Source organism: Neisseria sp. P0021.S006, from assembly GCF_051956895.1.
The window spans coordinates 1-518 of record NZ_JBQCWZ010001045.1; the positions used below are offsets into that span (position 1 = coordinate 1).

The window sequence follows — 518 nt, forward strand, 5'->3', positions numbered from 1 at the left end:
CAAGAAACGCCCGCAATATGGGAAACCGACCCAACAGCAGGAATTGTTTTAGAGCCAGTATCAGAGGAGGCAGAGCAATGAAAACCATCACGGAGAAACTGGCAAACCAACTAAACAGCAAAGAAAAGGCAATCGCAGCGGCGGACGTTGTAAGCACTATCTTGCTGATTGTGAATGACGGAGCAAGCCAAAAAGAGGCGATTCATACCGTATCAGCCATAGCCCGCGAATCTATGGACAGATTCGAGGAGGTAGGAAAATGAAACCGACATGCAAAGAAATCAGAGCAGCCGCGCAATACCGCTGGCCGGAAATACACGCGGCATTAGGCATAGACCAGCGATACCTGAAAAACAAACACCAGCCCTGCCCCGCGTGTGGAGGGAAAGACCGTTTCAGATATGACGACAAGGACGGAAACGGCACATTCATTTGCGACCATTACAACAACGGCGCGGGTGATGGTTTCGGCTTGGTAATGCACTTTTTCGGGTGTGATTTTCAGACGGCCTTAAAGC

The 518-nt window shown here is 50.0% G+C and carries 2 protein-coding genes; both read left to right on the forward strand.

Features of this window, described 5'->3' with window-relative positions; all coding sequences use genetic code 11:
• Positions 1 to 77 precede the first annotated feature (77 nt).
• A complete protein-coding gene (locus tag ACTHUM_RS18630) occupies positions 78 to 263 on the forward strand; it encodes a polyribonucleotide nucleotidyltransferase (protein ID WP_070459984.1) in 186 nt (61 codons plus the stop codon).
• On the forward strand, positions 260 to 518 hold a 259-nt coding region (locus ACTHUM_RS18635; protein WP_440403772.1), incomplete at its 3' end, for a primase-helicase zinc-binding domain-containing protein. The genes ACTHUM_RS18630 and ACTHUM_RS18635, both read left to right, overlap by 4 nt.